Below are 3988 nucleotides of genomic sequence, written 5' to 3' on the forward strand. Positions count from 1 at the left end.
CCCGGCTTTCTGCGAAAGCAGACCTCTCCCTACAGGAGAGGGGACCCGCGCCTCGGCCTGCGGCGAGGCGCGAGCCGCCTCATGCGATCGCCTTGCCCGCAGAGGAACAGGGAGAGCGCGTGGAGGGCGAGGATACGGGACGGCTGCCCGATCCGCCGGCGTCGAACCATCCAGGAAAGGGACACTCGACCTCAGCGTGGTCCCCGTCTCCGGCCCCACCCGCGATCCACCGTTGACGCCGCTCGAGTTATGCGTCTTATATAAGACCAGTCGCCGCCAAGAAGCCGACGACAGCCATCAGGAGGACCGCATGAGCAGCCACGCCGCATCCGGCGAGGGGCGCCGCAAGCCGCATCTTCTCGCCCACTCCCCCGACGACAACGTCGCCGTCGCGGTGATCGAGGGCCTCTCGGCCGACACCGACGCGTTCGGGGTCGTCACCGAGAACGACACGACCTTCGCGGTGCATGTGCGCCACGACATCCCGATCGGCCACAAGGTCGCGCTGACCGACCTGAAGGCCGGGGACACGGCCATCAAGTACGGCCAGGACATCGGCAAGGTCATCAAGGACGTCGCCAAGGGCGAGCACGTCCACGTCCACAACGTCAAGACGAAGCGCTGGTGAGGTGATCATGTTCAAGGAAGCCGCTCAGCTCGAACACGAGATCGCCACCCCCTTCGTGGGCGGGGCCCCCGACCAGTTCGCCACGAAGGCGCTCCAATCCAAGCGCGCCTCCGAGGATTACCGCGGCGCCACCTTCATGGGCTGGCGCCGGGAGAACGGCCGCGTCGGCGTGCGCAACCACGTCGTCCTGCTGCCGCTCGACGACCTCTCCAACGCGTCCTGCGAGGCGGTGGCCAACAACGTGAAGGGCACGATGGCGCTGCCCCACGCCTACGGCCGGCTCCAGTTCGGCGAGGATCTCGAGCTCCACTTCCGCACCCTCATCGGCATCGGCTCGAACCCGAACGTCGCCGCCGTGGTGGTGATCGGCATCGAGGACCAGTGGACCAACCGGGTGGTCGAGGGCATCGCCAAGACCGGCAAGCCCGTGATCGGCTTCGGCATCGAGGGCCACGGCGACATCGCCACGATCGCCAAGGCCAGCTACCAGGCCAAGCGCTTCGTGCAGTGGGCGACCGAGCTGCCGCGCGAGGAATGCCCGATCTCGGACCTCTGGGTCTCGACGAAGTGCGGCGAGTCCGACACCACCACGGGCCTCGCCTCCTGCCCCACCGTCGGCAACATGTACGACAAGCTGATCCCGCACGGGATCTACGGGGTGTTCGGCGAGACCTCGGAGATCACCGGCGCGGAGCACCTCTGCCGGGAGCGGGCGGCGAGCCCGGAAATCTCGGACAAGTGGTACGCGATGTGGAAGTCCTACCAGGACGACGTGATCGAGGCCCACAAGACCGACGACCTCTCGGATTCGCAGCCGACCAAGGGCAACATCGCGGGCGGTCTGACCACGATCGAGGAGAAGGCGCTCGGCAACCTCGAGAAGATCGGCCACGAGTGCCGGTACATCGACGCGCTGCAGCCGGCGGAGGCGCCTGCCAAGGGGCCTGGCCTCTACTTCATGGACACCTCCTCGGCGGCCGCCGAGTGCGTGACCCTGATGGCGGCGGCGGGCTACGTGGTGCACACCTTCCCCACCGGCCAGGGCAACGTCATCGGCAACCCGATCGTCCCGGTGATCAAGATCACCGGCAACCCCCGCACCGTGCGCACCATGGGCGAGCACATCGACGTCGATGTCTCGGGCGTGCTCACCCGCGAGATGACGATCCCGCAGGCCGGCGACGCCCTGATCGACATGGTGGTGCGCACCGCCAACGGCCGGCTCACCGCGGCCGAGTCGCTCGGCCACCGCGAGTTCGTGATGACGAAGCTCTACCGCAGCGCCTGAGACAGCTGCCCAGGGGGCCGCGGACCGGTACAGGGTCCGCGGCCCCTGCCCCGACGCCATGGGGCAGGACACCCGAGCCTGACACGCGAGAGGAGGCGCGACCGCGGGGATACATCGCGGCGGCTTTCGTCCCGTCACAAGGAGGAATGCATGCGGTTGTTGCGGTCGATCTACGGCCAGGTCCTGCTCGGCATCGCGCTCGGCATCGCCGTTGGGGTCGTCGCCCCCGAATTTGCGGTCGGCTGCAAGATTCTCGGCGACATGTTCATCAACCTGATCAAGATGATCGTCGCCCCCGTCATCTTCTGCACCGTCGTGGTCGGCATCGCGCATGTCGGCGACATGAAGGCCGTCGGGCGGATGGGCCTGAAGACCATCGTGTATTTCGAGCTCGCCACCACCGTGGCGCTCGCCGCCGGCCTGATCTTCGTCAACGTCCTGCGCCCCGGCGACGGCGTGAACGCCACGGTCGAGAGCCTGGACGCCAAGCTCGTGGCGGGCATCGCCGGCAAGGCGCACGCCCAGTCCCCGATGGAGATCGTCGCCAACATCATCCCGCACAGCGCGGTCGACGCCTTCGCCAAGGGCGACCTGATCCAGGTGATGTTCTTCTCCGTCCTCGTCGGGATGGGGCTGGCCATGCTCGGCCGCAAGGGCGAGTTCCCCTTGCGCGTGGTCCACGCCTTCGGCGACGTGCTGATGAAGGTGGTCGGCATCATCATGCACTTCGCGCCCGTCGGCGCGTTCGGCGCGATGGCCTTCACCATCGGCAAGTTCGGCCTCGGCATCCTGGCCCAGTACGGGATGCTGATCGTCTCGCTCTACCTGACCTTCATTGTCTTCATCGTGTTCTTCCTCGGCGGGGTGATGCGCTTCTACGTCGGCCTCAGCCTGTGGAAGCTGTTCCGCTACAGCCGGGAGGAGATGTTCATCCTGCTCGGCACCACCAGCTCGGAATCGGTGCTGCCGCGGATCATGGCCAAGCTCAACGGGCTCGGCGTGGACAAGAGCGTGACGGGCCTCGTGATGCCGGCCGGGCTCTCCTTCAACATGGACGGCTCGTGCATCTACCTGACCATGGCGGTCGGCTTCATCGCCCAGGCGCTCAACATCCCGCTGACCTGGGAGCAGGAACTCGGCATCCTGGCGATCGCGCTCGTCACCTCGAAGGGCGTGGCGGGGGTGGCCGGCGCCATCCTGTTCGTGCTGGCCGCGACCCTGCAGGCCTCGCAGCTCCTGCCGGTCGCCGGAATCGCGCTGATCATCGGCGTGGACCGGATCCTGAACGAGCTGCGCTGCGTGACGAACGCGATCGGCAACATGGTGGCGACCCTCGTGATCGCCCGCTGGGAGGGCAAGCTCGACGTGGCCCACGCCCGCGCCGTGCTCGACGGCCGCATCACCCCGAGCCTCGACACCCTGGACGACGAGAGCGACGCCGCCGACCTGCCCGCGCAGGAGCCGGCCGCGCTCCGGAATCCCCTGCCGGCCGCCGTGCCGGCGACCTGAGGAAGAAAGAATCATGCCCAAGGTCGTCATCAGCGAGTTCATGGACGAGGCGGCCATCGCCGCCGAGCTCCAGGGCTTCGACACCCTCTACGATCCCGGCCTCGTCGACCGTCCGGACGCGCTGGCCGCCGCGCTGAAAGGGGCCGACGCGCTCATCGTGCGCAACCGGACGCAGGTGCGCGGCGCCCTGCTCGAGGCCGCCCCCGACCTGAAGGTGGTGGGCCGTCTCGGCGTCGGCCTCGACAACATCGACGTCGCGGCCTGCAAGGATCGCGGCATCGCGGTCTACCCGGCGACCGGCGCCAACGACGGGGCGGTGGCCGAGTACGTGATCGGCACCGCGATGCTGCTCCTGCGCGGCGCCTACGGCGCCACCGCCGAGGTCGCCGCCGGCACCTGGCCGCGCAACGCCCTGATGGGCCGCGAGATCGCCGGCAAGCGCCTCGGCCTCGTCGGGTTCGGCGCCATCGCCCGCGAGACGGCGCGCCGCGCCGCCGCCCTCGACATGATGGTCTCGGCCCACGACCCGTTCCTCGGCGCCGACGACCCGGCCTGGACGCCGC

At 68.6% G+C, this 3988-nt stretch carries 4 protein-coding genes; all 4 read left to right on the forward strand.

Annotation, left to right across the window (positions count from 1 at the left end; genetic code table 11):
• Positions 1–310 precede the first annotated feature (310 nt).
• On the forward strand, positions 311–628 hold the full coding sequence (locus tag AX737_RS27930) for a UxaA family hydrolase (protein ID WP_066927131.1): 318 nt from the start codon (positions 311–313) through the stop codon (positions 626–628).
• 7 nt (positions 629–635) lie between these two features.
• Positions 636–1916 carry a UxaA family hydrolase gene (locus AX737_RS27935; protein ID WP_066927133.1) on the forward strand — a complete coding sequence of 427 codons (1281 nt, stop codon included), beginning with the start codon at positions 636–638 and terminating at the stop codon, positions 1914–1916.
• 150 nt (positions 1917–2066) lie between these two features.
• Complete coding sequence (locus tag AX737_RS27940) at positions 2067–3425, forward strand: cation:dicarboxylase symporter family transporter (RefSeq protein WP_066927132.1); 1359 nt, start codon at positions 2067–2069, stop codon at positions 3423–3425.
• Between the two features lie 13 nt (positions 3426–3438).
• Positions 3439–3988, forward strand: a 550-nt coding sequence (locus AX737_RS27945; RefSeq protein ID WP_280949105.1) for an NAD(P)-dependent oxidoreductase, incomplete at its 3' end; no start/stop codon positions are given.

Origin of the sequence: Methylobacterium sp. CCH5-D2, from assembly GCF_001556475.1 — a bacterium.
Lineage (GTDB): Bacteria > Pseudomonadota > Alphaproteobacteria > Rhizobiales > Beijerinckiaceae > Methylobacterium > Methylobacterium hispanicum.